This window comes from Frateuria sp., from assembly GCF_035944355.1.
Taxonomy (GTDB): Bacteria; Pseudomonadota; Gammaproteobacteria; order Xanthomonadales; family Rhodanobacteraceae; genus Frateuria_A.
The window spans coordinates 56,212-79,630 of the sequence record NZ_DASZBH010000007.1 but is presented as its reverse complement, the minus strand read 5'-3'; the positions used below and the strand labels follow the sequence as shown (position 1 = coordinate 79,630).

The following is a 23,419-nucleotide window of genomic DNA, read 5'->3' as shown; positions in this document are numbered from 1 at the left end:
GGTACGGCCAGGACGGACGATGGGATGGCAACTAGTGTGCTGAGCGTGAAGACCAAGTTCAAGCAACTGCGGCAATTTGCTGGCGCGGCCGGCTGTGCGCTCGGCCTGGCCGCCTGCGCCGGCATGCCCGGGCCGCACGCCTCCACGCCGGCGCCCAAGCAGCCATTGGACCGGCTGACCGTGGTCACGCCCGATGCCGAGCACGACCTGCTGGCGCAGTTGCTGGCCGGGGAAATGGCGCTCACCCGCAACGACCTCAAGGAAGCGTCCGCCCGCTACGGCCGCGCCATGGCCCTGTCGGACGACCCCGACGTCGCCCAGCGCGCGGTGGAACTGGCGCTGGCGGTGCGTGACGAAGCGGCCGTGCAGCGCGCGATCGGCCGCTGGAAGGCGCTCGGCGCCAGTACCGCCGACCTGGCCCAGGCGCAGGCCGAGCTGGCGCTGGCCACCGGCGACAGCGCCGGCGCACGCGAGCAGTTGGAACGCCTGGTCGGCAGTGGCGATGCGCACGCCTGGCGCCGCTTCGGCCGCGCCCTGGTCGGCGCGCGCGACCCCGCCCAGGCGGCAGGGCTGCTCGAAGCCATGGCCACGCCCGCGCGGCTGCCTGCCGACCCCAAGGCCTGGCTGGCGATGAGCGAGCTTGGCGACAAGCTGGGACGGCCCGACTACGCGATGCGGCTGGCCGATGCCGCGGTCACGCGCTTCCACGACACCGAGACTTACGCCTGGGCGGCGCAGCTGAAGTTCAAGGCCGGCGACCGCAAGGGTGCGACTGCGCTGCTCGAGCAGGCGCTGGCCCGGTCGCCGAACGACGTGCGCCTGCGCCTGACCTACGCCAGCCTGCTCAGCCAGGGCGGCGACTATGCCGCGGCCGCCAGACTGCTCGACAACGGGCCGCAGAGCGCCGAGACCTACGCCCTGCGCGCGGCACTGGCCGCGCAGGCGCACGACCAGAAGGCCATCGCGCGGCTGTACCGCCAGCTCAGGCAGGCGCCGCCCGACGTGCGCGACGGCAACACTTTCCTGCTCGGCCAGCTGGCCGAGATGCAGGACCGCAAAGACGAGGCGCTGGCCTGGTACGACCAGGTGGGCGACCAGGACCCGCACGCCTTCGACGCCGACCTGCGCAGCGCGGTGATCCTGCACACCCAGGGCAAGCTGGCCGACGCGCACGCCTTGCTGGAGCAGCTGGAGACCGCCTACCTCGATCAGCCCGAGCAGCTGCGCCGCGCCTGGCAGGCCGACGCCGAGCTGTACATGCGCGAGCAGCGCTACGCGCAGGCGACCAAGGCCTACGATCACGCCCTGCAGGTGCTGCCGGACGATCCGGGCCTGCTCTACGGCCGCGGCCTGGCCTATGCCGAGGCCGGCCGGATCGACCAGGCGGTCGCCGATTTCCGCCACCTGCTGAAGATCAAGCCCGACGACGTGGATGCGAGCAACGCGCTGGGCTACACCCTCGCCGATGCCGGCCGCGACCTGCCCGAGGCGAAGAAGTTGATCGAAGTGGCGCGCGCGGCCAAGCCGCACGACCCGGCCATCGCCGATTCCTGGGGCTGGCTGCAATACCGCCTGGGCCACCTGGACGAGGCGGCCCGCTCGCTGCGCCAGGCCTGGAGCACCGCGCGGGATGCCGACGTCGGCGTGCACCTGGGCGAGGTGCTGTGGAAGCTGGGCAAGCGCCAGGATGCCCGGCAGGTGTTCGAACAGGTGCGCAAGCTGGACCCGAACAACGCCAACCTCCACAAGACCGTGCAGCGGCTCGAGCCATGAGGCGGCTGGTCCTGATGGGCGCGGCAGCCGGGCTGCTGCTCGCCGCCTGCGCGCCGGTGCCGGTGCGCAAGCCGGCCGACCAGGCCGCGCTGGCGGCGCAGGCCGCGCGCGAAAGGCAGCTGGCCGGCGTGGAAGGCTGGACGCTGGAGGGCCACCTGGCCGTCTCGGACGGCCACGACGGCGGCAGCGGCACGCTGACCTGGACGCAGAATGGCGAGCGCTACGACTTCGACTTGCGCGCGCCGATCACGGGCAAGAGTTTCCGGTTGAGCGGCGGCCCGGACGGAGCGGTGCTCGAAGGCGTCGAGGGCGGGCCGTTGCGTGGTCCGGATGCCGAGACGCTGATGCGCAGGGCGCTGGGCTGGGAGGTGCCGCTGCGCGAACTGCGCGCCTGGGTGCTCGGCTTGCGTGCGCCCGGCGGGGCGGCCGAGCTGAGCTTCGGCGAACACGAGCTGCCGGCGCTGCTGCAGCAGGACGGCTGGGCGGTCGATTACCGCGCCTGGGACCTGTCCCGCCAGCCGCCGCTGCCGCAGAAGGTCTTCGCCAGCCAGCCGCCATACAAAGTGAAGCTGTCGATCGACAGCTTCCGCCTTGCGCCGGCGCCGTGCGCCGATTGCGGACGCTGAAGCCGTGACGGTGACCATCGCACGCGCCGTGCCGGCGCAGGTCCCCGTGTTGTGCGCCATCGAGCGCGCGGCGGTGCAGCTGTTCCGTGGCCATCGTGCGTGGCCTTCCTATGCCGCCATGGCGCTGCCGCCGGACCTGCTGGAAGCGGCCATCGCGCGCGGTCTGGTGTGGGTCGCCCAGTTGCAGGACGGCACGCCGGTCGGCTTCGTATGGCTGGACGACGAGATTGGCGGCGGCGCCATCGGCATCGCCGAAATCGACGTGCTTCCCGATCATGGCCGCCGCGGCATCGGTGCGGCCCTGCTCGAGCATGCGTGCGGCTGGGCGCGTGCCGCCGGCTACGCGCGCGTCGACCTGGGTACGCTGGCGGACGTGCCGTGGAACGCGCCGTTCTACGCAAAGCATGGCTTCGTGGCGGTGGACAAGGCCGATGCCGCCTTCGCCTACGCCCGCGACCGCGACCGGGAAAACGGCTTTCCCGACGCGCTGCGGATGTTCATGTCGCGGACGCTGGCGCCGCCGGCCCGCGAGGAGTGGACCGCCTGGCCGGCGCCGGCCAAGCTCAACCTGTTCCTGCGCATCGTCGGCCGCCGCGCCGACGGCTACCACGAACTGCAGACGGTGTTCCGCCTGCTCGACTGGGGCGACGAAGTACGCCTGCGCGTGCGTGCCGACGGCGCCATCACGCGCGCCGGCGAGTTGCCGGGCGTGCCCGCCGAGTCGGACCTGACGGTGCGGGCCGCGCGGCTGCTGCAGGCGGAAGCCGGCCTGGCGCTCGGCGCGCAGATCGCGCTGGACAAGCGCATCCCGATGGGTGGCGGGCTCGGCGGCGGCAGTTCCGACGCGGCCACCGTGCTGGTGGCGCTCAACCACCTTTGGGGCTGCGGCCTGGACGAGGACGCGCTGGCCGCCCTGGCGCAGCGGCTGGGCGCGGACGTGCCGGTGTTCGTGCGCGGCCGTTCGGCCTGGGGCCAAGGCGTGGGCGAGCGGCTCACGCCCATCGCACTGCCACGGCGCTGGTACGTCGTGCTGGATCCCCGCGAACACGTGCCCACCGCGGCCTTGTTTCAAGCGCCTGAATTGACACGAAATGCACCCCGGGCGACAATTTCGTCCTTTGTTTCCGGCGAAACGGCGGAAAACGCGTTCGAGCCGGTCGTGCGCGCGCGACACCCTGGGGTGGCCGCGGCGCTGGACTGGCTTTCGCGTTTCGGCCGCGCCCGGCTTTCCGGCAGCGGCGGGTGCGTGTTCCTGGAAACCGCCTCGCTCGCGCAGGCGCGAAAGCTGGTGCGGCAATGTCCCGCGCAGTTCGCGGCGCAACTGGCCGAGGGCGTGGATGCATCGCCGTTGCAGGCGGCGCTGGCGCGCCAGCGCGGCAGGATCGCCTCGCCGGGGCAGTGAGTGCGGATGAGAAGGTCGGCAGGCCACCAGGACGGGGCTCGCCAAAACGAAACACTGGGGCGTCGCCAAGCTGGTTAAGGCACGGGATTTTGATTCCCGCATGCGCAGGTTCGAATCCTGCCGCCCCAGCCATTCCAAAAGATGGCCAATTGAGGAACCACTGTGGACACGTCCACCCCGATGCTCTTCACCGGCAATGCCCATCGCGCCCTGGCCGACGATGTGGCGCACCGGCTCGGCGTACCCCTGGGCAAGGCACTGGTCGGCAAGTTCAGTGACGGCGAGGTGCAGGTCGAGATCGAGGAGAACGTGCGCCGCCAGGAAGTGTTCGTGCTGCAGCCGACCGGCGCGCCGAGCGCGGAGAACCTGATCGAGCTGCTGACCCTGGTCGATGCGCTCAAGCGCGCTTCCGCCGCCAGCGTCACTGCGGTGATGCCGTACTTCGGCTACGCCCGGCAGGACCGCCGCCCGCGCTCGGCGCGCGTGCCGATCACCGCCAAGATGGTGGCCAAGATGATCGGCACCTCCGGCGTGGATCGCGTGCTCACGGTCGACCTGCACGCCGACCAGATCCAGGGCTTCTTCGACATCCCGGTGGACAACGTCTACGCCTCGCCGATCCTGCTGGCGGACATCTGGCGCAACCACTCGATGGACGACCTGATCGTGGTCAGCCCCGACGTCGGCGGCGTGGTGCGCGCCCGCGCGATCGCCAAGCGGCTGGACGACGCGGACCTGGCGATCATCGACAAGCGCCGCCCCAAGGCCAACGTGGCCACGGTGATGAACATCATCGGCGAGGTGGACGGCAAGACCTGCGTGCTGGTCGACGACATCGTCGACACCGCCGGCACGCTGTGCGCCGCGGCCGCGGCGCTGAAGGAGCGCGGCGCGCGCAAGGTGGTCGCCTACTGCGTGCATCCGGTGCTCTCCGGCGCTGCGATCGGCAACATCGAGAACTCCCAGCTCGACCAGCTGGTGGTCACCAACACGCTGCCGCTGCGCCCAGAGGCGCAGAGCTGCGGCAAGATCCGCCAGCTCTCGGTCGCCGAGCTGCTGGCCGAAACGATCCGCCGCATCGCCTTCGGCGAGTCGGTGAGTTCGCTTTACGTGGATTGAGTTAAGAGTCCGCCCAGGATGGGCGGTTTTTGAACTTCGCTTTTCGCGGCATGGATGCCGCGTGGAAGTAACGGACTTCCCTGGTCGCGGGGAAGTCACCCGTCCGCTGCGAGGCGGGCAAACACAACCTAAGGTAGTAACAAGCAATGGCCCAGACTCATGAAATCAAGGCCCAGAGCCGCAACGACGAGGGGAAAGGTGCGAGCCGCCGCCTGCGTCGTGCCGCCATGGTGCCTGCCGTCGTCTACGGCGCGAACCAGCCGCCGCAGAGCATCCAGATCGAGCACAACACCATCCTGCTCGCCGCCAAGCACGAGTGGTTCTTCTCCTCCATCCTCGACCTGAACGTCGACGGCAAGGTGCAGAAGGTGCTGGTGCGCGACTGGCAGAAGCATCCGTTCAAGCAGCAGATGCTGCACATGGACTTCCTGCGCATCAACGAGAACGAGGCGGTGCGCGTGAACGTGCCGCTGCACTTCCTCAACCAGGAGAAGTCTCCGGCCGGCAAGACCTCCGGCGTGGTGATCTCGCACAACCTGACGGAAGTGGAAGTGTCCTGCCTGCCCAAGGACCTGCCCGAGTTCATCGAACTGGACCTGGTGGACCTGAAGCCCGGCGAGATCGTCCATCTGTCGCAGGTCAAGCTGCCCAAGGGCGTGGAAGTTCCCTCGCTGCACCTGGGTGCGGACCACGACATCGCCGTGGTCACCGCCAACACGGTGAAGGAAGAGGCCGAGCCGGCTGCCGAAGCCGCGGCGGCGCCCGAGGGCGAAGCCAAGCCCGCCGAGAAGAAGTAAGCCTTGCGTCCGGCATCCCGCCGCGCGCGGGATGCCGGGCCATCGGCTTATCGCATGGCTGGTTTGCGACTCATCGTCGGCCTGGGCAACCCCGGTGCCGAATACCTCCGAACCCGGCACAACGCCGGGTTCTGGTTTGTTGACGCCCTCGCATCGGGGCAGGGCGAGCGCTTCGCCTTCGACGGCAAGCTGCACGGTGAGGCCTGCCGCGTGCGCATCGGCGGCGATAGTGTGTGGCTGCTCAAGCCCGCGACCTTCATGAACAAGAGCGGCATCGCGGTCGCCTCCGCGCTGCGCTATTACAAGATCGAGCCGGACGAGTGCCTGGTGGCGCACGACGAGCTGGATCTGCCTGCCGGCACCGTGCGCATGAAATTCGACGGCGGCCACGGCGGACAGAACGGCCTGCGCGACACCATGGCGCATCTGGGCCACGGCAAGTTCCACCGCCTGCGCATCGGCATCGGCCATCCGGGCCACAAGGACAAGGTCACGCCCTGGGTGCTGGGCAAGCCCTCCGCGCAGGACGAGGATGCGATCCTCGACGGCATCGCCCGCGCGCTGGACGTGCTCCCGCTGGCGGTGGCCGGACAGTTCGACAAGGCGATGCAGCAGCTACATACCGCGGGAACGGGGAACGGGGAACGGGGAACGTGAGGCGCCCGCAAGAGCCGCACCGTTTCGCCTCATCCTGATCCACACGTTCCCCGTTCCCCGTTCCCCGTTCCCCGTTCCCCGGAGTCACCCCATGGGCATCAAATGCGGCATCGTCGGCCTGCCCAACGTCGGCAAGTCCACCCTGTTCAACGCGCTGACCAAGGCCGGCATCGCCGCCGCGAACTTCCCGTTCTGCACGATCGAGCCGAACGTGGGCGTGGTGCCGGTGCCCGATGAGCGGCTGAACGCGCTGTCGGCCATCGTCAATCCGCAGAAGGTGGTGCCGACCGCGGTCGAGTTCGTCGACATCGCCGGCCTGGTCGCCGGCGCCTCCAAGGGCGAGGGCCTGGGCAACAAGTTTCTGGCGCACATCCGCGAGGTCGACGCCATCGCGCACGTGGTGCGTTGCTTCGAGCACAGCGACATCGTGCACGTGGCCGGCAAGGTCGACCCCATCGCCGACATCGAGACGATCGACACCGAGCTCGCGCTCGCCGATCTGGACTCGGTCGAGAAGGCGCTCAACCGCGCCGAGCGAGCCGCCAAGGCCAACGACAAGGAAGCGCTGGCCAAGAAGCCGGTGCTGGCCAGGCTCGCCGCCGCGCTGAACGAAGGCAGGTCCGCGCGCAGCGTCGATCTGGACGACGACGAGAAGGCGCTGGTGCGCGACCTGTTCCTGCTCACCCTGAAGCCGCTGATGTACATCGCCAACGTGCGCGAGGACGGCTTCGAGAACAATCCGCACCTGGATGCCGTGCGCGCGCGCGCCGCCACCGAGGGCGCCGAGGTGGTGCCGGTGTGCGCGGCGATCGAGGAAGAACTCGCGCAGCTGGACGACGCCGACCGCGACGAGTTCCTCAAGGACCTGGGGCTGGACGAGCCGGGCCTGAACCGCGTGATCCGCGCCGGCTACAAGCTGCTCAACCTGCAGACCTACTTCACCGCGGGCGTCAAGGAAGTGCGCGCCTGGACGGTGAAGAAGGGCGCCACCGCGCCGCAGGCCGCCGGCGTGATCCACACCGACTTCGAGCGCGGCTTCATCCGCGCCGAAACGGTCGCCTACGACGACTTCATCCAGTACAAGGGCGAAGCCGGCGCCGCCGCGGCCGGGCGCCTGCGCAAGGAAGGCAAGGACTACGTCGTCAAGGACGGCGACGTGCTGCACTTCCTGTTCAACGTCTGAGCCCGCGCGGCCTTGCGCACGGAGCGGCGCCGATGGTCTGATCGGCGCATGCCCGACCTGCAACTGCGCCTGGCAAGGCCCGAGGACGTCCAAGCCGTCAGCCGGCTGGCGCGGCGGGTGGCACGCCGCTGGATCCTGCCCGAGCAGGAGCCGGCCGCCGGCCTGGCCTTGCTGGAACGGCTCGGCACGCGGACGCTGCGTGAACGCATGCGCGACGGCCAGCGCTTCCACCTCGCCTGGGTGGACGGGACGCTGGTCGGCATCGCGGCGATGCGCGGGGACAGCCATCTGGTCCACTTCTTCGTCGGCACCCGCTGGCAGGGGCGCGGCATCGCGCGTCGGCTGTGGCAGCGGGCGATGGCCGATGCGGTGCGCCGCGCCGGCACGCGCCGGTTCACCCTCAACGCCACGCGCATGGCGGTGCCGGTGTATGTGCGTTTCGGCTTTGCAGCCACAGGGCCCGAAGGCCTCTCGCCCAACGGCATCCGCAGCACGCCGATGGCGCTGGAAGCCCCGCGCCGGCCTGCGCGGGCATAATCGCCAGCCACCCGACCAGGACAGGACCGCCATGCCCGGCCAGCAGAACGAAGTCACCTTCCGCTTCCTCGCCCAGCCCACCGACGTGAACTTCGGCGGCAAGGTGCACGGTGGCATGGCCATGAAATGGATCGACCAGGCCGGCTACGCCTGCGCGGTGGGCTGGAGCGGCGCCTACTGCGTGACGGTGTCGGTCAGCGGGATCCAGTTCATCGCGCCGATCCTGATCGGCGACCTGGTCAGCGTGCGCGCGCGGCTGATCCATACCGGCACCAGCAGCATGCACCTGGCGGTCGACGTGCTGGCGCGCGACCTGCGCAAGGGCGAGCAGCGCCTGGCCACCAGCTGCGTGATGGTGTTCGTGGCGCTGGACAGCCCCGACGGCAAACCCACGCCGGTGCCGCGCTGGGAGCCGGGCAACGATGAGGACCGGCGCCTGCAGGACTACGCCCGCCGCCTGATGGAGATGTCCAAGACGATGGAGCAGCAGGTGGTCGCGCTGCGGCCGGAGGCCGTGCCGGTGGTCGACGCTTAGCCGGCCGACGTCCGCCACAGGTGTCGTTCCAGCCAGGGCGGGCAGGGCAGCGGGCCGAGCAGGCGCGCGGCCGGCAGGCGCGCACGGTTCATCGCAGGTCGCCCAGGCCTCACGCAGCCACGGCTACGCGCTCGATCCACGCCGCGAATGCCGCCATGAACCGCGACAGTGACGCCTGCAGGCCGGGATCGGCGAGCCGGCCCTGCGCATCGAAGCGCTGCCCGGCGTGCGCGACGAAGAGCGTGGGCGAGGGCATCACCAGGGCTCCGCAGGTATGCAGCACCTGGCGCAGCGAGGCCTGTGCCAGCCGCGTTCCCCAGGGACCGGCGCTCGCGCCGAGCACCGCGGCCGGCCGCCCGGCCAGCATCTCGCCCTGGGGACTTTCCCGCGACAGCCAGTCCAGCGCGTTCTTCAGCGCGCCGGGCATCGCATGGTTGTACTCGGGTGTGGCGATCAGCAGGCCATCGGCTGCCGCGATCGCGGCGCGCAAGGCGTGCACGCCGGCCGGTCCCTCGGGACCGGCCAGTTCCAGATCCTCGTCGAACAGCGGCACGGCGGCCAGCGCGTCGAAGACCTCGACCGCCACCGCGGGTGGCGCCAGCGTGGCGGCGGCATGCAGCAGGCGGCGGTTCCAGGAGCCGCGGCGCAGGCTGCCGGCCAGGCACAGGACGCGGATGGGACGGTCGGTCATGGGTCTCTCCTTGGGGATCAAAGGCCGGCCAGCAGCAGCGCCGCGCTTGCCAGCAGCAACAGGCCCATGGCGGCATCGGCGCGCCGGCGGAAGCGCGGGCAGGCCAGGCGCGTGGCCAGCCATCGGCCGCCCATGGCCCACAGCAGCAGGCAGACGAGCGGGACAAAGGTGAACAGCAACGCCAGCGGCAGGTAGTCGGCTGCGCGCGTGGCAGGCCAGGCGGCGACCACCGTCAGCGCCATCGCCCAGCCCTTGGGATTGAGGAACTGGAAACCGAACAGGCCCGGCATGCCGGTGGGCAGGGCCGTCGCGGCGCGGCTTGTCATGCCGTGTATCCGCACCAGTCCCAGTCCCAGCCAGCCCATGTAGAGCGCACCGGCCACGCCCAGCGCGGTGCGCGCGCCGCCGTGGCGGGCCAGTACGCCGCCCAGGCCCGCTGCGGCCGCGGCGAACAGCGCCAGCCCGCCCAGCACGATCCCGCCGATCGCCGCACCCGCGGCGCGCATGCCGCCGCGCCCGGCTTCGTGCAGAACCACCAGGTTGTTCGGTCCCGGGGTGGCGGCTGCGGCGAACAGCAGCCCGGCAACGGCGAGCAGGTCGTGCATGGGGTCCTCGATGCGGTCGCTGCATCCTGTGCGGCGGGTACAGGATCGCCTCGGAGGCTGGTCTGCGTGCGGCAGCCTATGGTCTAGAATTTCGACCATGGACTTGCCCCTGAACGCGCTGCGCGCCTACGCCCTGGTCTACCGGCACCGGGGCGTGCGTGCGGCCGCGCGCGAGCTGGGCATGTCGCACTCCTCGGTGAGCCGCCACCTGGGCGAACTGGCGCGCTGGCTGGGCGTGCCCTTGCTGCACGCCGGCGCAGGCCGGGCCGGATTGGTGTTCACGCCGCAGGGCGAGGCGCTGGGCAAGGCGGTCGGCGCGGGGCTGCGCGAGATCGAGCAGGCGGTCGCCGCGCTGCGCGAGGTACGGCCGGCCCACGCGGTCGCGCTGTCGACCACGCCCTCCTTCGCGATCCGCTGGTTGCTGCCGCGATTGCCGGCGTTCGAAACGGCGCATCCGAAGATCGAACTGTCGGTGCAGGTCGACCAGAAGCTGGAAGGATTCGAGGACGGCCGCATCGACCTGGCCATCCGCATGGGCGTCGGCCCGTGGCCCGAGCTGCACTGCGAGCCGCTGATGGACGACGTGCTGTACCCGGTGATGAGCCCGGCCTGCTGGCGTGGTCACGGCCGCCCGTCCCGGCCGGCCCAGTTGGCCGGGCTGCGCCTGCTGCACGACCGCGATCCGCAGGCCGCGTGGGAACTGTGGCGCCGCGCCCACGGGCCCGCCGGCCTCGTGCTGCAGGGTGGTGCGCGCTATGCCTCGTCCGACCTGGTGCTGCGCGCTGCCCAGCAGGGCCAGGGCGTGGCGCTGGCGCGGCACCGGCTGGCCGCCGATGACGTGGCGAGCGGTGTGCTGCTGCGCCCTTTCGGTACGCTGGAGCTACCACTGGGGCCGTCCTACTGGATCGTGCGCCCCAACGCCGCGCGGCCGCGTCCTGCACTGGCCGCGGTGATCGATTGGCTACGCTGGCAGGCTGCCGGACGCTGAGGCGTCGCCGCGCACGTCACCGGCGACAGGCCGCGAGAGCGGCGGCCTGGTAGCATCGATGGCACCGACCTAGCTGCGGCGACGGATCCCGGCATGGCGCGCCGCGATCCCTGCCTGCCACGCGCTACATCACCTCGCGCCGTACAGCGCCTTGACGTCCTTGAGCAGCGCCGCCTGGCTGTCCGGGCGAGCGTAGAACATGTGCCCGCCGGGATAGCTCTTCACCTGCACGCGGGTCGGATCGCCCATCGCCGGCATCTGGTCGACGATCAGCACCGAGGCCATGAACGGACAGGAGAGGTCGTCCCAGCCGTGCGCGATCAGCACGCGCAGGCCCGGATCGTTGGCCACCGACTCCCGCAGCTGCGCCACCGAGCCCGCGTTGGCGTCCTCGTCCTCGTGCCACAGCTTGCTCACCTCGTAGCTGAGGGCGTTGTAGCGGCCGTCGTACTTCCAGCCGACGGTACGGGTGACGAAGTCGACCATCGCCGTGGTGGTGGGCGCGATGATGCCGTTCAGGATCGGATCGCCGGTGCGCTGGCGGGACGCGTAGGGGAATGGGTCCCAGGCGGTGACGTTGGAATCGTAGCGGCTGCCCAGCTTGCCCTCGGCGCGGTAGACCTCGCGCAGGTAGGCCTGGGTTTCCAGGCGCCCGCCGGAACGGCGCACGAACAGCGGGTCCAGTCCGGTCAGCTCGGTCACCTTCTTGATCACCCGCTCGGTCGCCTGCGGGTCGGAGCGGCCGCGCATCAGGTCGGTGGCGTACTCGCCGCGGGTGTATTGGACCACCTGCGCCATCGCCTCGGGGGTGAGCCGGTGCTCGCGCTCCAGGTGCGCGGCGGCGATCGAGGGCAGGGTCAGCATCCAGGGCAGCGGCGAAACGTTCTCGTCGTCGGACGCGGCCGGATCGAGGTAGGGCGAGACCAGCACCACGCCCTTCATCGCCACGCCCAGCTGGGTCTGCAGGTAGTCGGTGATGCGCGGGCCGCGGAAGCCGCCGTAGCTTTCGCCGACCAGGTACTTGGGCGACTGCATGCGGCGGTGGGCGACCAGCCAGTCGTAGACGATGCGCGAGAGGTAGTGGATGTCGCTGTCGGTGCTGTAGAAGAGCTCGGTGGCCTTCTTGTCGTCGACCAGGGCGCGGCTGAAGCCGGTGCCGACCGGATCGATGAACACCAGGTCGGTGAAGGGCAGCCAGCTGCCGGGGTTGTCGTGCAGGGTGGCCGGATCGGAAGGGTTGTTGCCCTCGACGCCGAAGTTCACCCGCTTCGGGCCGATCGCGCCCAGGTTCAGGTACACCGAGGAAGCGCCCGGGCCACCGTTGAGCGCGAAGGTCACCGGGCGGTCGCCGCCGCCCATGGTGTAGGCCGTGAATACCACCTCGGCCACGGTGTTGCCCTTTTCATCGCGCACCGGCAGCGAGCCCACGGTGACCGTGTACTTGAGCGTGCGGCCGTCGATCTGCGCGGTCTGCTGCACGTGCGCGTCGGCGGGGAGGGGCGGCAGGTGGTAGTCGCCGTGGCCGGCTTCGGCGGCGGGCTTGTCGGCGGCGAAGGCGGGAACGGCGACGCCGGCCAGCAGCGAGGCGGCCAGCAGGGTGGCCTGGAGGGTCTTGCGCACGTGTGGAGTCCCCTGGTTGCGGAAGCGACCAGCCTAGCGGCTGCCAGGGGTGCTGGAGCGTGCCCAAAGGCATGGGAGCATTCCCATGCCCTCAGGCCGGCAAGGCGACGAGCTGTTCCTGCACCTGGTTGATCGAATCGCGGATGCGCTTGCTGAAGACCGATTCGTCGTGGTGGATCAGCACCAGCCGCTCGGTGGCGCGGGTCATCGCCACATAGAGCAACCGCGCCTCCTCGGCCTCGTCCTTGCCGTCCTTGGGCAGCGAACCCAGCCCGGGGATGATCACGAACGGGAATTCCAAACCCTTGCTCGAATGCATGGTGACCAGCTTGACCGTGTCGCCCACGGCGAACAGCGCGCCCTTGCCCGTGCCTTCGGCCAGGCGGGCGGGAATGCCCTCGCGCTCCAGCGCCTGGGCGAGCTTCTCGCCCTCCCACTGGTTGCGGAAGATCACCGCCATGTCCGACCACGGCCGGCCGTGCGCGTGCTCGTCGCGCAGCTGGGCGATCAGCACGGTGAGCTGGGCGGGCGCGGTCTCCACGCGGATCAGCTCCGGCAGCGCGCCGCGCCGGCCGGCGCTTTCCGGGGCGACCAGCGGCACGCCGTCCTCGTCGTCGGCGCGCTCGGCCAGCAGTTCGTTGGCGAAGCCGCGCGCCACCGCCAGGATCTCCAGCGTGTTGCGGTAGTTGAGCTTGAGGATGGTGGTGCGGCCTTGCGCCTGGACGCCGAGGCTCTTCCAGCTCACCTTGCGCCGGTCGGCCTTGCCGTAGATGTTCTGCGCGTCGTCGTAGAGCACCAGCAGCGAGTTGGTCGCCGGGTCGATCATCTGCACGATCAGCTTGTACCAGTCAGGCTCGAAGTCGTGGCCCTCGTCGATGAGCACCGCGCCGTACTGGAAGCGGGGGATCTGGCCGCGGTCGACGCCGTCGATCACCCGCTCGACCATCTGCTCGAAAAAGCGGTCGCCTCCCCCGTCCTTTGATTGACTGCGGGGCGGCAGCTCCACGTGGTAGGCCGTCAGCATCGCGCGGCACCACTTGTGGAAGTTGTAGACCTGCACCTTCTCGGCCAGGCCGCGCTCGCCGATGAGCTGCTCCAGCCGCGCGGCGAGGGTCTTGTTGTAGCAGAGCACCAGGATCGGCCGGCTCATCGTGCGCGCCAGCTGCATGGCGCGGAAGCCCAGGATCATGGTCTTTCCGGAGCCTGCGACGCCGTGGATGATGCGGTGCTCGTCGCCCAGCGAACGGGCCAGTTGCTCCTGCTGGGCGTCCATCACCTTGACCAGTTCCGGAATCTCAAGCGGCCGCACCGCCGCGTCGGTCGGCCCGAACAGGCCGAACTGGCCGCTGCCGGACTCCACCCGCAGCTCGGGAAACAGGTGCCAGCGCACGCGGTCGATCTGCGGCAGGGTCAGCGCCACCGGGAACACCTGGGGGAACATCGCCCACAGCCGTTCCTGCAGGTCTTCCGATTCCACCGACTCGTAGAACTCGTCGCGGCAGATGGCCAGGTGCGGCGGAATCACCGCGTCGAGCCCGCCGTCCTCGAACTGCTTGCGGCTGATGTTGGCCAGCACCACGCCCCAGGCCCAGGGCATGATGATCTTGCCGGCGTGGCGATGGCCGGGCGGGAATCGCAGCGCCGGGTCGCGCTCCAGCACCACGCCGATCTCCAGCGCGTAGGCGCGCGCCTGCAGCAGCGGATGGTTCTCCTTCACCAGCCCACGCTCGGTGACCAGGGTGAATTGGGTGCTGTCGGCGTGCTGGATGGTCTCGGCTTTCCAGTCCTTCACCTCCAGCACCAGCAGGCCGCGACGCGGGTGGAACACCACGAAGTCAGGGTGGCGCTGCTTGAGGCCCACCGGCACGTCGTACCAGAGCAGGTAGTCGTCCTCCAGCTTCTGCTCCAGCCGCTCGGAGAAGCGCTTCTCGCCCGCAGTCATGCGCGGCAGGCAGCTGTTGCGGGTGGGGATGAGCGTGGCCATTCGGCTTCCGTTGGGTATTTTGCGGGAAAAGTAGCGGACTCAAGGCCACTGTCAACGCTAAAGTCGGCACCGCCAGCGCCGATAGGACGGGCGACGGAGGGTCCCCGCGGGCAAGCTTAGGAAGCCTGCGGCAGACCGATCGCCACGTCCGGGCGCGGGGGAGAGCCCGTCCATGCCCATGCACATCGAAACCCTGTCGCTCATCAGCGCCATCCAGTCGCTGGCGCTGGCGGCGATGCTGTGGGCGGGTACCCAGGGCGGCCCGGGCGCCGCCCGCGACGCGCTGAAACTGCGGGCCGGCGCGCTGGCGGTGGAATCGGGCGGCTGGGCCATGCTGGCCGCGCAGGCCTGGCTGCATCCGGCGCAGCTGCTATTGGGCGGCAATGCGCTCAACCTGTTGGCGCATGGCATGGCGGTGGTGGCCCTGCGCAAGCTGCTGGGAGCGCCGCTGCGCTGGCGATCGGCGCTGGCGATCGGCGTGATCGGCTGGCTGGGCGTGGGCTGGTTCGGTGTGGTGCAGCCGGATTACCGCCTGCGCGTGGTGTGGGGCTCCATCGCGATCGTGGCGCTGATCTGGCTGCGCATGGAGGCGCTGCTGCAGGGCGGCCTGCGCCGCGCCACGCGGGCGCGGGCGATACTGCTCATGCTGCACACGCTTTCGGCACTGCTGCTGCTGTGGCGCAACGGCCAGCTGTGGTTCGACCTCAACCCGCCGGCCGACGTCATCCAGCCCGACACGGTCAACTACCTGTACGTGCTGCTGTCGGGCATGCAGCCGCTGTTCCTGAGCATCGCCTTCCTGCTGCTCTACAACGAAACCCTGCAGCGCGAGCTGTACCAGCTGGCCCGCGTCGACGCGCTCACCGGCGTGCAGAACCGCCTGGCGCTGAACGAGACGGCCACTCGGCTGCTGGCCCAGGCGAACCGCAGCGGACGCCCGCTGGGCGTGCTGATGATCGATGCCGACCACTTCAAGAGCGTCAACGACCGCTTCGGCCACGGCGGCGGCGACAAGGTGCTGCTGGCGCTGGTCGGCAGCATCCGCACGACGTTGCGCGCCGCCAACGTGGTCGGCCGGGTCGGCGGCGAGGAGTTCGTGGTGCTGGCGCCCGACACCTCCATGGAGCAGGCGCTGGTGCTGGCCGAGCGCATCCGCTGCACGGTCGAATCCACGCCGCTGCTGGTCGATGGGCACGTGCTGCAGCTGACCGTGTCCATCGGCGTGGCCGCCCCGCGGCCGGGCGAGCGCGATGTGAACGCGCTGCTGCACCGCGCCGACGCCGCGCTGTATGGAGCCAAGCGCGCAGGACGCAACCGCGTGATGGCGGCCGATCTGCAGATGGCCGGATCAGTGTCGGCCTGAGGCCGGCGCGCGCCCGGCCGAGGGCGCTCAGTCCTCCAGCTTGGCGTCCAGCGAGATCTCGGCGCGCAGCACCTTGGAGACCGGACAGCCCTGCTTGGTCTCCTGGGCGATGCGCTCGAACGTGCCGGCGTCGGCGTCCGGTACGCGGGCACGGCACTCAAGCGCGATCGTGGTGATGGCGAAGCCGTCGCCCTGCTTGTCCAGCGTCACCTGGGTGCGAGTCTCGATCCGCTCCGGCGTGAGCCCGGCGTTGCCCAGGCCCAGCGAGAGCGCCATCGAGTAGCAGCCGGCGAGCGCCGCGCCGATCAGCTCCTCCGGATTGGTGCCCGGACCGTCCTCGAAGCGGGACTTGAAGCCGTAGGGCGCCTCGCGCAGCACGCCGGTTCCGGTGGACATGGTGCCCTGGCCGTCCTTGAGGCCGCCGGTCCAGACGGCGGATGCGGATTTCTTCATGGCGTTCTCCCGTGAAGTGAGCGCCAAAGTGTGTCCGCCGTGCCATGCACGAGGTGCGAATGCGGCGCGGGACTGGCTTCACGGGCGCTTTTCCCCGTGCGGACGTATGCTCGGCGTTTGCCTCGAGGAGGGCGCATGGACCTGGACATCCGCCACGATCGCAGCGCGCAGCGCTTCGAGACGCGCGTCGATGGCGCGCTTTGCGTGCTCGACTACCGCCTGGCCGGCGGCTCCATGACGATCACCCACACCGGCGTGCCGCCGGCGGTGGAAGGCCGCGGCGTCGCGGCGGCGCTGACCCGGGCGGCGATGGAAAGCGCCCGCGCCGAAGGCTTGAAGGTGGTGCCTGCCTGCTCCTACGCGGCGGCCTGGCTGCGCCGCCATCCGGAATTTGCCGACCTGCGCGCCTGATACACTCGCGGCCACCCGCGGCGCCAGATCGGTACGCCAGCGTGGCCACGCGCCGCGGCACCGAACCCATGGAGAAAGTCCCTTGCCCCGGGATATCGACGACACCCTCGTTCCACCCCGCCGGCGCTGGCGCTGGCGGCCGCTGCACCATCTGCGCGCACGACCGCGGCTGAGCCTGTCCGGCGCGGTCTTCGTGCTGGCCACCGGTTCGCTGGTGCTCGCCGGGACACTCCCGCGCAGCGCGGTGCTGCTCGGGTTCGACGCCGGCGCCCTGGTCTACCTGGTGGCGCTCGGGCAGCTGTTCGCCCGGTCGACGCCCGAGCACATGCACAGCCAGGCGCGCGCCATGGATACCGGCCGCTGGGGCGTGCTGGGCAGCGCGCTGGTGCTGACCGGCGTGGTGCTGGTGGCGCTGACCAACGAACTGCACGCCAGCAAGAGCGGCGGCGTGACGGCGATCCTCCCGGCGGCACTGACCCTGGTGCTGTCGTGGCTGTTCATCAACACGATGTTCGCGCAGCACTACGCGCACGGCTACTACGGCGATTTCGGCAGCCAGCACCGAGGCCTGGATTTCCCGCAGACCGAGCATCCCGACTACTGGGACTTCATGTACTTCGCGCTGGTGATCGGCATGACCTTCCAGGTATCGGACGTGCAGATCACCAGCCGCGAGCTGCGGCGCATGGCCCTGCTGCACAGCGTGATCGCGTTCTTCTTCAACGTCTTCATCATCGCCGCCAGCGTGAACATCCTCGCCGGCATGGGCAGCTGAGTTTTCAGTCGCGGAAGTTGTCGAACTGCAGTGGCAGTTCGGTGGGCGACTTGCGCAGCTGCGCGATGGCCAGCTGCAGGTCGTCGCGTTTCTTGCCCGTCACGCGCAGCTTGTCGCCGTTGATCTGCGCCTCGACCTTGAGCTTGGCCGCCTTGAGCTCGGCGATCAGCTTCTTGGCGATGGGTTGCTCGATGCCCTGCTTGACGGTGATCTTCTGCCGCGCGCCGGCGAGGTTCACTTCCGGCTCGGCCACGTCCAGCGCGCGGATGTCGATCTTGCGGCTGGTCAGGCGGCCGCGCAGGATGTCCAGCATCTGCTGCAGCTGGAAATCGCTGGGCGCGCGCTGGGTGATCACGTAGCCGTCCAGTTCGTAGGCCGCATCGGTGCCCTTGAAGTCGAAGCGGTTGGCCAGCTCGCGGTTGGCCTGGTCGACCGCGTTGGTCAGTTCGTGCTTGTCCACTTCGGAGACGACGTCGAAGGAGGGCATGGATGTGCGCCTTTGGGTACGGGAGCGGAAAGTGTAAGCGCTCGGCGATAATGCGCGCCTTCGAAGCCGCTGCGACCCCATGAAAACCGACGTACTCGTCATCGGCGCGGGCGCCGCCGGCCTCATGTGCGCGATCACCGCCGGCCGGCGCGGCCGGCGCGTGCTGGTGCTTGACCACGCCAACAAGCCGGGCAAGAAGATCCTGATGTCCGGCGGCGGGCGCTGCAATTTCACCAACCTGGGCGTGACCCCGGCCAACTACCTGTCGGCCAACCCGCATTTCGCCAAGTCGGCGCTGGCGCGGTACACGCCGGCCGACTTCATCGCCCTGGTCGAGAAACACCGCATCGCCTACCACGAGAAGGAGCTTGGCCAGCTGTTCTGCGACGACTCCTCCAAGCAGATCGTGCGCATGCTGCTGGACGAATGCGCGGCCGCCGGCGTGCGGCTGGAAACCAGTTGCGCGGTGGAACGCGTGCGCCATGGCGAAGCGGGTTTCAGCGTGGCCACGGCACGCGGCGACGTGCACGCCGAGGCGCTGGTCGTCGCCAGCGGCGGGCTGTCGATCCCCAGCATGGGCGCGACCGGGTTCGGCTACGAATTGGCGCGGCAATTGGGCCATGTCGTACTGCCGACGCGCGCGGGGCTGGTGCCGCTGACGTTGAGCGGCAAGCACCAGGAGCGCTACGCAGACCTGGCCGGCGTGGCCTTGCCGGCCGAGGCGCGCAGCGGGCGGCAGTCCTTCCGCGGCGGCCTGCTGTTCACCCACCGTGGCGTCAGCGGGCCGTCGATCCTGCAGATTTCCTCGTACTGGCAGCCGGGCGGGGAGCTGCGGCTGGATCTGCTGCCCGACCGCGACGCGGCCGACTGGCTGCCTGTCCAGCGCGCGACGCGGCCGGCGGCGGAGCTTAAGACCGTGCTGGCGGATGTGCTGCCCAAGCGCCTGGCACAGCGCCTGTGCGAACTCGATTTTGGCAACCGGCCGATGCGCCAGTACCGCGAAGCGGAGCTGGCCGCGATCGGCGCGCGACTCAACGACTGGCCGCTGGTCGCCAGCGGCACCGAGGGCTACCGCACCGCCGAGGTCACGCTGGGCGGCGTGGACACTGACGGGCTTTCCTCCAGCACGATGCAATCGAAGCTCGTGCCGGGGCTGTACTTCATCGGCGAGGTGGTCGACGTGACCGGCTGGCTGGGCGGCTACAACTTCCAGTGGGCCTGGGCGTCGGGACATGCCGCGGGCGAGGCGGTATAGCGGTTCGCATGCCATCAACGCCGCGCGTGATGGACTGGACGCTTCGACGTCCACGCTGACCAGCGCTAGGCTCGGTGCGAACGGCTTCATCCTTCGCCGGGAGCGCGGGATCGGGTCGAAGGCATTCGCAGGAGAGACGCATGAACATCGGATTCCTCGGCCTGGGCGCCATGGGCAGCGCCATGGCCAGCAACCTGCTCGCCGCCGGTCACGCGCTGACCGTGTGGAACCGTTCCGAGGCTGCCGGCGAGCCGCTGGCCTCGCTCGGCGCCAGGGTCGCGCGCACTCCGGGGCGGGCGGTGCAGGGCGAGGTCGTGCACAGCATGCTGGCCAACGACCAGGCGGTACGCGAGGTGTTCCTGGACAGCGGCCTGCTCGAGGAAATGGACCGCGGCACCATCCACGTCAACCACGCCACCATTTCCGTAGCGCTGGCGCGCGAGCTGGCCGCCGAGCATGCGCGGCGAGGCCTGGGCTACGTGGCCGCGCCGGTGTTCGGCCGGCCCGACATGGCCGCGGCGGCCAAGCTCAACATCGTGGTCGCCGGGCATGCCGCCGTGGTGGAGACCGTGCGTCCGTTGCTGGAGGCGATGGGCAGCCGCATCTGGCCCGTGGGTGAGGTGCCCGAGCGGGCGAACGTGGTCAAGCTGGCCGGCAACTTCATGCTCGCCACCGCGATCGAGAGCATGGCCGAGGCCAGCGCGCTGACCCGCGCGCATGGCGTGGAGGCGGCCGACTTCCTCCAGATCATGACCGGCACGCTGTTCGCCGCACCCGCCTACCAGGGCTACGGCCGGCTGATCGCCGAAGGCCGCTATGCGCCGCCCGGGTTCGCCCTGCCGCTGGGCCTGAAGGACGTCAACCTCGCGCTCGCCGCCGGCGAGGCGGCGCGGGTGCCGCTGCCGTTCGCCGGCGTGGTGCGCGACGCCCTGATCGAGGCACTGGCCGGCGGCGGCGAGGGGCTGGACTGGGCCGCCCTGGCGCAGGTGGCCGCGCGGCGCGCGCACCTGGACTGAGCCTGGCGCTCACGCCGCCGCGCGTGTCCGGCGGGAAGCTGCGCGCGGTGTCGGCGCACGTCAGGTCCAGCCCGGGCAGGCCGGTGTGCTGGAAGCGGACGTCGGGCATCGGCGATGCGTCCGAAGGACGGCGGGCGTCCGCGAGGTTATCCCGGCGGCCGGCGCGCCGACTGCTGCAGCCAACGGTCGAGCTGGTTGGCGAAGGCCTGGCGGTCGCGCGCGTGGAAGGCCGCCGGGCCGCCGGTATCCACGCCGGCGCCGCGCAGCTCGTCCATGAAATTGCGCATCGAAAGCCGCTGCGCGATGGTCTCGCGGGTGTACAGCTCGCCGCGCGGGTGCAGGGCGAGCGCCCCCTTGTCGATGGCCTGCGCGGCCAGCGGGATGTCCTGCGTCACCACCAGGTCCCCCGCGGCCAGGCGCTGCACGATCTCGTCGTCGGCTACGTCGAAGCCGCCGGCGACCTGGATCGAATGCACCCAGCGCGATGGCGGCGTGCGCAAGGCCTGGTTGGCCACCAGCGTCACTATCACCTGCGCGCGGTCGGCGGCGCGGAACAGGATGTCCTTGATCGGTGCGGGGCAGGCGTCGGCGTCCACCCAGATGCGCGGCGGCTCGCTCATGCCCGGGTCCAATTCAGCACGCCGTCGACGACGGTGTGCGCGCGGCCGCCTACCCAGGTCGCCGCCGGCTCGATGCGCGCCAGCAACCGCGCGTCATGGCCCATCTCGCGTCCCTGGCTGATCGTGTAGCCGCGCGCGAGCGGCCCGTGCGGCTCGGCCTGCGCGATGTAGGCCGCGATCAGGCCGTTGGCTGCGCCCGAAGCGGGATCCTCGACGATGCCCACGCCGGCGGGAAAGGCGCGCACGACGAGCTGATGGTCCGCCGAGGCGCTGCGTGCGAAGGCGCACAGGCCCATGCTGTCGCTGGCGCGGGCCAGCGCGCCGATCGCACTGTGGTCGGGCGACCAGTGGCGCAGGCTGGCCTCGTCGGCGATCTCGGCCAGCCACCAGCGGCGTCCGCCGTCGACCAGTGCGGGCGGCAACGCGCCCAGTTCCACGCCGGCGAGCGAGGCATCGAGCAGCGGATGCGCATCGCGGCCGGTGGCGAGCACGCGTTCGCCCGGCGATTTGAGCAGCAGGTCGCGCGAGTGGCCTTCGCCTTCGACGCGGATCGGCAGCAGGCCCGCGCCGCATTCCTGCCAAAGCAGCCCGTCGACCGGCTCCGCCAGGGCGCAGGCCAGCACGGCGTGCGCGCTGCCGATGCTGGGGTGGCCGGCGAAGGGGATCTCCCGCTGCGGGGTGAAGATGCGCACGCGGTAGCTCGCGCCGGCCACCGAAGGCGGCAGCAGGAAGGTGGTCTCCACCAGCGCGGTCCAGCGCGCAAAGCGCTGCATGTCGCCCTCGCTCCAGCCTCGTGCGTCGGTCACCACGCCCAGGTGGTTGCCGCCGCCGCAACTGGCGGCAAAGACGTCCAAATGCAGGTAGCGGATCGGTTGCATGCGTATCCGTAGGGGACGGGCGGATAAAGGCGCGCATGATAGCGCCGTGCATGCAGGGTGCGTCGACAAGCCGCCTCGCCGCCGCCAAGATGGCGGGTCTGTCCGATCGAGGAAGCCTCGCGCATGCTCACCCTGGCCATCATCGCCGTCACCTGCATCGTCTCCTTCCTGGCCTTCAACAAGCCCAGGCTGATGGACGATCTGATCCTGTGGCCGCCGGCGATCCAGCGCCATCGCGAATACCACCGGCTGGTGACCTATGGCCTGGTCCATGCCGATTTCGGCCACCTGCTGTTCAACATGCTCACGCTGTATTTCTTCGGCCGGCTGATGGAGCAGTTCTACACCGCCGAGCTCGGGCGACTGGGCTTCCTGCTGTTCTATCTGGGCGGCCTGCTGGTCTCGATCCTGCCGACCTACCTGAAGAACCGCCGCAATCCGAACTACCACAGCCTGGGCGCCTCCGGCGCGGTGTCGGCCGTGCTGTTCTCCTTCATCCTGCTGTCGCCCTGGTCGCGCATCATCGTGCTGGTGGTGCCGATGCCGGCGATCCTCTACGCCGTGCTCTATGTCGGCTACTCGATCTACATGGACCGCTCCGGGCGCGACAACATCAACCACAGCGCGCACCTGTGGGGCGCGGCCTACGGCGTGGTGGTCACGTTGCTGGTCGAGCCGCGGGTGTTCGGGTACTTCCTAGCGGAGCTTTCCAGCCCGCGCATGTGAGGGGCCATCGCAGTTGTTCCGCAGCCTGAACTGGGCGGCGGTCTTGACGCGATCGCGCATGACAGCGGCAGGCGCTCGCGCAATACTGGGAGCGCAGGTCTTTCCGCCGCGTGCGTGAAGCACGGCAATGCGGGCAAGGCTGCACAGACCACCGCAGGAGTGATGACGCATGGCAACGACCCGCAAGTCGGCCGCGAAGAAATCCGCGGCAAAGAAGGCAGCCGCCGGCAGTGGCGCGACCAAGAAGGCCGCGGCCAAGAAGGCCGGCATCAAGACCGCGATCCACAAGACCGCCGCCCGGCCGGCCGCAGGGAAGGCTGGCGCGAAGACGGCCACGCGCAAGGCCGCAGCCAAGAACACACCCGCCAAGAAGGCGGCGGCAAAGAAGGCCGTTGCGAAGGCCGCTCCGAAGAAGGCCGCCCCAGGAAAGGCAGCCCTGAAGGCCGCCCCGGGGAAGGCCGCCAGGCCAGCAGCAAAGGCTGCCAATACGCCAGCCAGGCCGGCGGCCGGGAAGAAGGCTGCCGGCAACCGGAAGCCGGCAGCAGCAAGCGCCGTCAGGAAGGCCGCTTCGCCGGCACGCAAGGCGGCGGCCCGCAGCGGCGGGGCCGGTGGCCCGTCGGCCGGCCCAGCAGCGCGCAAGGAAACGATTGCACCGGCGGCCAAGCACATCAGTCCGGAAGAGGCGGTAGCGCACATCCAGGCACTGCTGGAGGCCAAACAGGAGCGCAACAGGCAGAACGCAGGCAACCCCGCGGCGCAGCCGCATGGCAACTCGGCAGTGCATACGCCGGCCAGTCCGGGCCTGCCCAGCGATGCACCCAAGACCACTATCCCGGTGCACGTGGGCCAGCGCGGTCCCAAGGCCTGAGCCGGCTTTCTCCCGCGTCGCGCCCGGACATTCTCCGGGCGCAACGCTCA

The 23,419-nt window shown here is 70.2% G+C and carries 25 protein-coding genes and 1 tRNA gene; 18 read left to right on the top strand and 8 right to left on the bottom strand.

Features of this window, described 5'->3' with window-relative positions:
* Positions 1-24 precede the first annotated feature (24 nt).
* From VGU03_RS03905 to VGU03_RS03860, 10 genes are all read left to right on the top strand, one after another.
* Positions 25-1,773, top strand: a complete 1,749-nt coding sequence (locus VGU03_RS03905) for a tetratricopeptide repeat protein (protein ID WP_327478802.1) — start codon at positions 25-27, stop codon at positions 1,771-1,773.
* Complete coding sequence (gene lolB / locus VGU03_RS03900) at positions 1,770-2,399, top strand: lipoprotein insertase outer membrane protein LolB (protein ID WP_327478801.1); 630 nt, start codon at positions 1,770-1,772, stop codon at positions 2,397-2,399. Before VGU03_RS03905 ends, lolB begins: the two co-directional genes overlap by 4 nt.
* A gap of 4 nt (positions 2,400-2,403) precedes the next feature.
* The gene (ispE, locus tag VGU03_RS03895) at positions 2,404-3,801 is read left to right on the top strand and encodes a 4-(cytidine 5'-diphospho)-2-C-methyl-D-erythritol kinase (RefSeq protein ID WP_327478800.1); all 1,398 of its coding nucleotides are present in this window, start codon (positions 2,404-2,406) and stop codon (positions 3,799-3,801) included.
* A gap of 55 nt (positions 3,802-3,856) precedes the next feature.
* Positions 3,857-3,933 (top strand) — tRNA-Gln (locus VGU03_RS03890).
* Positions 3,934-3,981: 48 nt separating this feature from the next.
* Positions 3,982-4,920 (top strand): ribose-phosphate diphosphokinase, encoded by a 939-nt coding sequence (locus VGU03_RS03885; RefSeq protein WP_327479040.1) that lies wholly within the window; start codon positions 3,982-3,984, stop codon positions 4,918-4,920.
* 146 nt (positions 4,921-5,066) lie between these two features.
* Positions 5,067-5,717 carry a 50S ribosomal protein L25/general stress protein Ctc gene (locus VGU03_RS03880; protein WP_327478799.1) on the top strand — a complete coding sequence of 217 codons (651 nt, stop codon included), beginning with the start codon at positions 5,067-5,069 and terminating at the stop codon, positions 5,715-5,717.
* 54 nt (positions 5,718-5,771) lie between these two features.
* A complete protein-coding gene (gene pth, locus VGU03_RS03875; protein ID WP_327478798.1) occupies positions 5,772-6,374 on the top strand; it encodes an aminoacyl-tRNA hydrolase in 603 nt (200 codons plus the stop codon).
* Positions 6,375-6,465: 91 nt separating this feature from the next.
* Positions 6,466-7,557 carry a redox-regulated ATPase YchF gene (ychF, locus tag VGU03_RS03870; RefSeq protein ID WP_327478797.1) on the top strand — a complete coding sequence of 364 codons (1,092 nt, stop codon included), beginning with the start codon at positions 6,466-6,468 and terminating at the stop codon, positions 7,555-7,557.
* 48 nt (positions 7,558-7,605) lie between these two features.
* Positions 7,606-8,094: a GNAT family N-acetyltransferase gene (locus VGU03_RS03865; protein ID WP_327478795.1), complete on the top strand. Its 489-nt coding sequence runs from the start codon at positions 7,606-7,608 to the stop codon at positions 8,092-8,094.
* A 31-nt stretch (positions 8,095-8,125) separates the two neighbouring features.
* Positions 8,126-8,629 (top strand): acyl-CoA thioesterase, encoded by a 504-nt coding sequence (locus tag VGU03_RS03860; RefSeq protein ID WP_327478793.1) that lies wholly within the window; start codon positions 8,126-8,128, stop codon positions 8,627-8,629.
* A gap of 109 nt (positions 8,630-8,738) precedes the next feature.
* On the opposite strand, the gene VGU03_RS03855 is transcribed toward VGU03_RS03860, so the two are convergent.
* Both VGU03_RS03855 and VGU03_RS03850 read right to left on the bottom strand, forming a co-directional pair.
* Entirely contained in the window at positions 8,739-9,320 is a 582-nt protein-coding gene (locus VGU03_RS03855; RefSeq protein ID WP_327478792.1) for an NADPH-dependent FMN reductase, read from the bottom strand.
* A 17-nt stretch (positions 9,321-9,337) separates the two neighbouring features.
* Complete coding sequence (locus VGU03_RS03850; RefSeq protein WP_327478791.1) at positions 9,338-9,925, bottom strand: LysE family translocator; 588 nt, start codon at positions 9,923-9,925, stop codon at positions 9,338-9,340.
* A gap of 97 nt (positions 9,926-10,022) precedes the next feature.
* On the opposite strand from VGU03_RS03850, the gene VGU03_RS03845 reads away from it, so the two are divergent.
* On the top strand, positions 10,023-10,913 hold the full coding sequence (locus VGU03_RS03845; protein ID WP_327478790.1) for a LysR substrate-binding domain-containing protein: 891 nt from the start codon (positions 10,023-10,025) through the stop codon (positions 10,911-10,913).
* Between the two features lie 129 nt (positions 10,914-11,042).
* Here the strand turns inward: VGU03_RS03845 and VGU03_RS03840 are convergent, their stop codons facing one another.
* On the bottom strand, positions 11,043-12,533 hold the full coding sequence (locus VGU03_RS03840; RefSeq protein WP_327478789.1) for a S10 family peptidase: 1,491 nt from the start codon (positions 12,531-12,533) through the stop codon (positions 11,043-11,045).
* Between the two features lie 91 nt (positions 12,534-12,624).
* Positions 12,625-14,517, bottom strand: coding sequence for a 3'-5' exonuclease (locus VGU03_RS03835; RefSeq protein ID WP_327478788.1), 1,893 nt, complete (start codon positions 14,515-14,517; stop codon positions 12,625-12,627).
* Positions 14,518-14,689: 172 nt separating this feature from the next.
* On the opposite strand from VGU03_RS03835, the gene VGU03_RS03830 reads away from it, so the two are divergent.
* Positions 14,690-15,880 (top strand): GGDEF domain-containing protein, encoded by a 1,191-nt coding sequence (locus VGU03_RS03830; RefSeq protein WP_327478787.1) that lies wholly within the window; start codon positions 14,690-14,692, stop codon positions 15,878-15,880.
* Positions 15,881-15,907: 27 nt separating this feature from the next.
* On the opposite strand, the gene VGU03_RS03825 is transcribed toward VGU03_RS03830, so the two are convergent.
* Positions 15,908-16,333, bottom strand: a complete 426-nt coding sequence (locus tag VGU03_RS03825; RefSeq protein WP_327478786.1) for an OsmC family protein — start codon at positions 16,331-16,333, stop codon at positions 15,908-15,910.
* A gap of 135 nt (positions 16,334-16,468) precedes the next feature.
* Between VGU03_RS03825 and VGU03_RS03820 the strand changes: the two genes are divergently transcribed.
* The gene (locus VGU03_RS03820; protein WP_327478785.1) at positions 16,469-16,744 is read left to right on the top strand and encodes a GNAT family N-acetyltransferase; all 276 of its coding nucleotides are present in this window, start codon (positions 16,469-16,471) and stop codon (positions 16,742-16,744) included.
* A gap of 82 nt (positions 16,745-16,826) precedes the next feature.
* Positions 16,827-17,519 (top strand): DUF1345 domain-containing protein, encoded by a 693-nt coding sequence (locus tag VGU03_RS03815; RefSeq protein WP_327478784.1) that lies wholly within the window; start codon positions 16,827-16,829, stop codon positions 17,517-17,519.
* A gap of 4 nt (positions 17,520-17,523) precedes the next feature.
* Here the strand turns inward: VGU03_RS03815 and VGU03_RS03810 are convergent, their stop codons facing one another.
* Positions 17,524-18,006 (bottom strand): YajQ family cyclic di-GMP-binding protein, encoded by a 483-nt coding sequence (locus VGU03_RS03810; RefSeq protein WP_327473019.1) that lies wholly within the window; start codon positions 18,004-18,006, stop codon positions 17,524-17,526.
* A 79-nt stretch (positions 18,007-18,085) separates the two neighbouring features.
* Between VGU03_RS03810 and VGU03_RS03805 the strand changes: the two genes are divergently transcribed.
* Positions 18,086-19,261, top strand: a complete 1,176-nt coding sequence (locus VGU03_RS03805) for an NAD(P)/FAD-dependent oxidoreductase (RefSeq protein WP_327478783.1) — start codon at positions 18,086-18,088, stop codon at positions 19,259-19,261.
* A 74-nt stretch (positions 19,262-19,335) separates the two neighbouring features.
* Entirely contained in the window at positions 19,336-20,277 is a 942-nt protein-coding gene (locus tag VGU03_RS03800; RefSeq protein ID WP_327478782.1) for an NAD(P)-dependent oxidoreductase, read from the top strand.
* A 146-nt stretch (positions 20,278-20,423) separates the two neighbouring features.
* On the opposite strand, the gene VGU03_RS03795 is transcribed toward VGU03_RS03800, so the two are convergent.
* Positions 20,424-20,897: a YaiI/YqxD family protein gene (locus VGU03_RS03795; RefSeq protein ID WP_327478781.1), complete on the bottom strand. Its 474-nt coding sequence runs from the start codon at positions 20,895-20,897 to the stop codon at positions 20,424-20,426.
* The gene (locus tag VGU03_RS03790; protein ID WP_327478780.1) at positions 20,894-21,775 is read right to left on the bottom strand and encodes a PhzF family phenazine biosynthesis protein; all 882 of its coding nucleotides are present in this window, start codon (positions 21,773-21,775) and stop codon (positions 20,894-20,896) included. The genes VGU03_RS03795 and VGU03_RS03790 overlap by 4 nt, the downstream gene beginning before the upstream one ends.
* 123 nt (positions 21,776-21,898) lie before the next feature.
* Between VGU03_RS03790 and VGU03_RS03785 the strand changes: the two genes are divergently transcribed.
* A complete protein-coding gene (locus VGU03_RS03785) occupies positions 21,899-22,501 on the top strand; it encodes a rhomboid family intramembrane serine protease (protein ID WP_327478779.1) in 603 nt (200 codons plus the stop codon).
* 169 nt (positions 22,502-22,670) lie between these two features.
* Positions 22,671-23,369 (top strand): hypothetical protein, encoded by a 699-nt coding sequence (locus VGU03_RS03780; RefSeq protein ID WP_327478778.1) that lies wholly within the window; start codon positions 22,671-22,673, stop codon positions 23,367-23,369.
* Positions 23,370-23,419 lie beyond the last annotated feature (50 nt).

Coding starts and splice junctions, on each gene's coding strand:
- VGU03_RS03880 (WP_327478799.1), top strand. CDS start 5,067: ATGGCCCAGACTCATGAAATCAAGGCCCAGAGCCGCAACGACGAGGGG.
- VGU03_RS03845 (WP_327478790.1), top strand. CDS start 10,023: ATGGACTTGCCCCTGAACGCGCTGCGCGCCTACGCCCTGGTCTACCGG.
- VGU03_RS03905 (WP_327478802.1), top strand. CDS start 25: ATGGCAACTAGTGTGCTGAGCGTGAAGACCAAGTTCAAGCAACTGCGG.
- lolB (WP_327478801.1), top strand. CDS start 1,770: ATGAGGCGGCTGGTCCTGATGGGCGCGGCAGCCGGGCTGCTGCTCGCC.
- VGU03_RS03825 (WP_327478786.1), bottom strand. CDS start 16,333: ATGAAGAAATCCGCATCCGCCGTCTGGACCGGCGGCCTCAAGGACGGC.
- VGU03_RS03780 (WP_327478778.1), top strand. CDS start 22,671: ATGGCAACGACCCGCAAGTCGGCCGCGAAGAAATCCGCGGCAAAGAAG.
- VGU03_RS03860 (WP_327478793.1), top strand. CDS start 8,126: ATGCCCGGCCAGCAGAACGAAGTCACCTTCCGCTTCCTCGCCCAGCCC.
- VGU03_RS03790 (WP_327478780.1), bottom strand. CDS start 21,775: ATGCAACCGATCCGCTACCTGCATTTGGACGTCTTTGCCGCCAGTTGC.
- VGU03_RS03830 (WP_327478787.1), top strand. CDS start 14,690: ATGCCCATGCACATCGAAACCCTGTCGCTCATCAGCGCCATCCAGTCG.
- VGU03_RS03785 (WP_327478779.1), top strand. CDS start 21,899: ATGCTCACCCTGGCCATCATCGCCGTCACCTGCATCGTCTCCTTCCTG.
- pth (WP_327478798.1), top strand. CDS start 5,772: ATGGCTGGTTTGCGACTCATCGTCGGCCTGGGCAACCCCGGTGCCGAA.
- VGU03_RS03805 (WP_327478783.1), top strand. CDS start 18,086: ATGAAAACCGACGTACTCGTCATCGGCGCGGGCGCCGCCGGCCTCATG.
- VGU03_RS03835 (WP_327478788.1), bottom strand. CDS start 14,517: ATGGCCACGCTCATCCCCACCCGCAACAGCTGCCTGCCGCGCATGACT.
- VGU03_RS03865 (WP_327478795.1), top strand. CDS start 7,606: ATGCCCGACCTGCAACTGCGCCTGGCAAGGCCCGAGGACGTCCAAGCC.
- VGU03_RS03885 (WP_327479040.1), top strand. CDS start 3,982: ATGCTCTTCACCGGCAATGCCCATCGCGCCCTGGCCGACGATGTGGCG.
- VGU03_RS03795 (WP_327478781.1), bottom strand. CDS start 20,897: ATGAGCGAGCCGCCGCGCATCTGGGTGGACGCCGACGCCTGCCCCGCA.
- VGU03_RS03850 (WP_327478791.1), bottom strand. CDS start 9,925: ATGCACGACCTGCTCGCCGTTGCCGGGCTGCTGTTCGCCGCAGCCGCC.
- ychF (WP_327478797.1), top strand. CDS start 6,466: ATGGGCATCAAATGCGGCATCGTCGGCCTGCCCAACGTCGGCAAGTCC.
- VGU03_RS03810 (WP_327473019.1), bottom strand. CDS start 18,006: ATGCCCTCCTTCGACGTCGTCTCCGAAGTGGACAAGCACGAACTGACC.
- VGU03_RS03855 (WP_327478792.1), bottom strand. CDS start 9,320: ATGACCGACCGTCCCATCCGCGTCCTGTGCCTGGCCGGCAGCCTGCGC.
- VGU03_RS03820 (WP_327478785.1), top strand. CDS start 16,469: ATGGACCTGGACATCCGCCACGATCGCAGCGCGCAGCGCTTCGAGACG.